The 3,846-nt window shown below is 24.4% G+C and carries 3 protein-coding genes; 2 read left to right on the top strand and 1 reads right to left on the bottom strand.

Annotation, left to right across the window (positions count from 1 at the left end; all coding sequences use genetic code 11):
* Nucleotides 1–292: 292 nt before the first annotated feature.
* Together BGI41_RS06995 and BGI41_RS07000 are read left to right on the top strand one after the other, a co-directional pair.
* Nucleotides 293–553, top strand: a complete 261-nt coding sequence (locus BGI41_RS06995; RefSeq protein WP_233126343.1) for a hypothetical protein — start codon at nucleotides 293–295, stop codon at nucleotides 551–553.
* A gap of 23 nt (nucleotides 554–576) precedes the next feature.
* The gene (locus tag BGI41_RS07000; protein ID WP_088539861.1) at nucleotides 577–2,712 is read left to right on the top strand and encodes a heavy metal translocating P-type ATPase; all 2,136 of its coding nucleotides are present in this window, start codon (nucleotides 577–579) and stop codon (nucleotides 2,710–2,712) included.
* A 280-nt stretch (nucleotides 2,713–2,992) separates the two neighbouring features.
* Here BGI41_RS07000 and BGI41_RS07005 read toward each other — a convergent pair whose 3' ends face one another.
* Nucleotides 2,993–3,538 (bottom strand): GNAT family N-acetyltransferase, encoded by a 546-nt coding sequence (locus BGI41_RS07005; RefSeq protein ID WP_088539865.1) that lies wholly within the window; start codon nucleotides 3,536–3,538, stop codon nucleotides 2,993–2,995.
* Between the last annotated feature and the right edge of the window lie 308 nt (nucleotides 3,539–3,846).

Consider the following 3,846-nt stretch of genomic DNA (forward strand, 5'->3'; position numbering starts at 1 on the left):
ATTATTTAGTTTATAGAAAATATTTTTATATTTATTTAGTTTAACCTAAACATTTATATAGGAACAAATATTAATTATTAAGTATACCTAAAAATAATGTATTTTTTGAAATCCTTTTTTATATTTTTAATTAAAATTAGGTAGTATTAGATGGTTATATTATTTTATAATATAACTATTCTTTTAATTTAACTATTTACTTTTTATAATTTAATTTTTAATAAATAGGGGATTTTATATTGTTTTTTTTTAAGAATTTAGGTGTTAAAAAGTTTAAAGGAGAATTAATTTTATGTCTGATATTGAAGATTTTTTTGAAGAAATTATGGAACATGACCATGCTTTAGCATTTGTAGGAGGTATTGCTGCTGCTTATGTAGCTAAAAAAATTATTTCATCACAAGCTACTAAAGATGCATGTACAAATGCAGTTTCAAAAGTCATAACCGCAAAAAAGGAAGCTGAAGAACAACTTCAAAATATTAAAGATAATGCAGAAGATATCTCTGTTGATGCTGAAGTTAAAGATAAAAAAGAAGTTTACTCTGAATAAATAAAAATCTTTGAGAGATTTTAATGAAGTATGAAATAGTTTATGATAAAGGTACTCGTCTTCGTGTTGTAGCTGAAAGAGTAGCTTTTACAAAAGAAGAAGGATGGGGTATTGCTACCTCACTTTTAGATTATGATTTTATTACTGATGTTAAAACATCTCATAGAAATGGAAGTATTTTAATTTACTATCAAGATAGGAATCAAAGACAAACAATTCTTGATATTTTAGATAATATTAAGTATGAAGATTTATATGAAGCTGAGCCCCCAACAAATAAAGCTAAAATAAGGGAATTAGAAAATAAATTTTTCATGCAAGTTTCTAAAATTGTTATAAAAAGATATTTATATAAAATAATATTGCCTATTCCAATAAGAAAACTTAGATTATTTGTTCATGCGATTCCTTATGTATTAAAAGGTCTAGATAGTTTAACTAGTTTTAATATAGATGTAGAACTTCTTGATGCATCTGCAATTACTGGATCTTTACATGAAGAAAGTTATAATTCTGCAGGAAGTATGATGTTCTTACTTTCAATTTCTGATCTTCTTGAAGAGTATACTATGCAAAAAACTAAAGATACATTAAAAGATAGTCTTGCTCTTAATGTTGATACTGTATGGCTCTTAAAAACAGATGAAGATGGAAATGAAACCGAGATTTCATATCCATTATCACAAGTTAAAAAAGGAGACGTTATTGTAGTAAGAATGGGATCAATTATTCCTGTTGATGGTACTATTGTTTCTGGAGATGGAATGATAAATGAGTCTTCAATGACTGGAGAATCATTTGCAGTACATAAAAATGAAGGTAAAACTGTTCATGCAGGTACTGTAGTTGAAGAGGGAACTATTCATGTTGAAGTTGTTTCAGTTAATGAAGGTACTAGACTTAATAAAATTGTCGATTTAATTGAAAATTCAGAAGATCTTAAAGCAGGAATTCATTCTAAAGCAGAAAGATTAGCTGATTCTATTGTATCTTATACATTCCTTGCAACTGCTTTAACATATTTATTTACAAGAGACAGAACTAAAACACTTTCTGTTTTAATGGTTGATTTCTCATGTGCAATTAAATTAACAACACCTTTAACAATTATTTCTGCTATGCGTGAAGCATCAGATCATAGAATGATGATTAAAGGAGGTAAATTCCTTGAAAATTATGCGAACGCAGATACAATTGTATTTGATAAAACTGGTACCTTAACAAATGCAAGTCCTAAACTTGAAAAAGTAATACCAATGGGTAAATTAAGTCGTGATGAAGTACTTAGAATTTCAGCTTGTATTGAAGAACACTTTGCTCATAGTGTTGCAACTGCAATTGTTAATCAAGCTAAAGCTGAAGGTTTACATCATGAAGAAGACCACTCTGAAGTAGAATATATTGTTGCACATGGTATTGCAACATATTATAATGAAAAACGTGCAATTATTGGTAGTTATCACTTTGTCTGTGAAGATGAAGGAGTTAAATTTACTAAAAAACAGGAAAAAATTATTAAAGAGAACCTTGAATCTTATTCTGTAATTTATTTAGCTATTGCTGGAAAACTTGAAGGTATTTTATGTATTGATGACCCTGTAAGAAAAGAAGCTAAAGAAGTTATTAGTGAACTTAAATCTTTGGGTATAAATAATGTAATCATGTTAACTGGTGATAGTGAAAATGCTGCAAAATCAATTGCAAATGATTTAGGTATTACAAGATATAGATCTCAAGTATTACCTGAAGATAAAGCACATATTATTGAAGAAATTAAAGCTGAAGGTAATCAAGTAATCATGGTTGGTGATGGTATTAATGATTCACCTGCATTATCTGCTGCAAATGTATCTGTATCAATGAGAAACTCTTCTGATATTGCTCGTGAAGTTGCAGATATATCATTACTATCTGATGATTTATATGATTTAGTTACTTTAAGACGTTTATCAAAAGCTATGCTTGATAAAATTGATGATAATTATGAAAAAATCCTTTGGATTAATGGTACATTAATTGTATTAGGTGTTCTTGGATTAATACAACCAAATATGTCTTCAATTATTCATAATCTATCTACAATGTTACTTGGTGTAGCAAGTACAAAAACAGTGTTAAATGATGATTATGATAGAAAAGAAATTGAGAGTCCTGCATAGACTCTCTTTTTTTTAAATTTAATATGTTAAATTAAATAAAATTAGTTTTTTATTATTTTTTGTATTTTTGTATTTCTTTAATTTTGTTTTTAATTATTAAATCAATTTATAAATTAATTTAATCTTGTTTTTTATTAAAAACTTTTATTTGATAAATTTAAAAAAAGAGTTTAAAATTAATTTTTATTATTTTTTGTTTTTGAGGTTTTAAAAGAGTTTTGAAAGTAATTTTTTTTAATATTTTAAAAGTTTTAAAAAAAGAGATTTAATATAAAATAATTTAAATAATTTTTATTGCTTTTTCTTTAATAATACTATTCTGAATATTATTTACTCGTTTTTCCATATGTACTGTTTGTAATGCTCCCCGAGTATTTAATGTAATATTAAAACCTTGATTAAGCCAAAATTCTAATGATCCCTTAACATTTTTTTGTGTATGCAAATATATTTTTGAATAATTATTCTTTTTTGAAAATTCTTCTGATATTTTAACAAGATTTGAAGCTATTTTATTTCTTCTATATTCTTTTTTAACAAAAACTCTCCATAAACTTGCAGTTTTTTCTTTTGAATAATATTCTTTAAATTCTTCAAAATCTTTATCATAGGCTCTTATTCCTAAACTTGCTATAATTTCATTATTATCTATTACAATGTAAAAATTGTTTCTTTGAGGTTTAATATATGTTTCATATAAATTAATAATGTCATAATGGTATTGAGGGACATAGTTTAAGTGGAATTCATCTTGTATCATTTTAAATAAAAACTCTTGTGTTTTTTTAATAAGAATAGGATTATTATCTAAGGTTTTTACATACATATTTTTACCTCTTAGAAACTTTTTACTAATTTTCAATTAAAAAGTAATACATCATTATTTACTAATTTTAATTTGATTTATGGTCATATTAAAATCAGTTATAAAATTAGTTATTTTAAAGTATTACTTTTAATATAATTTTATTGATTAAAGTAATACTTTATATGAGTTCTTTTTAATTTACATTTTTTATTATATTTTTTTATCCAATATAAAGCTTTTTATTGTATTACTTTTTCTATATTTTTTAGTTAAAAAGTATTACATTTATTTTAAAATTTATTATTTTCTTTATTTTTATCTATAAC

Origin of the sequence: Methanobrevibacter sp. 87.7 (genome assembly GCF_002208625.1) — an archaeon.
GTDB lineage: Archaea > Methanobacteriota > Methanobacteria > Methanobacteriales > Methanobacteriaceae > Methanarmilla.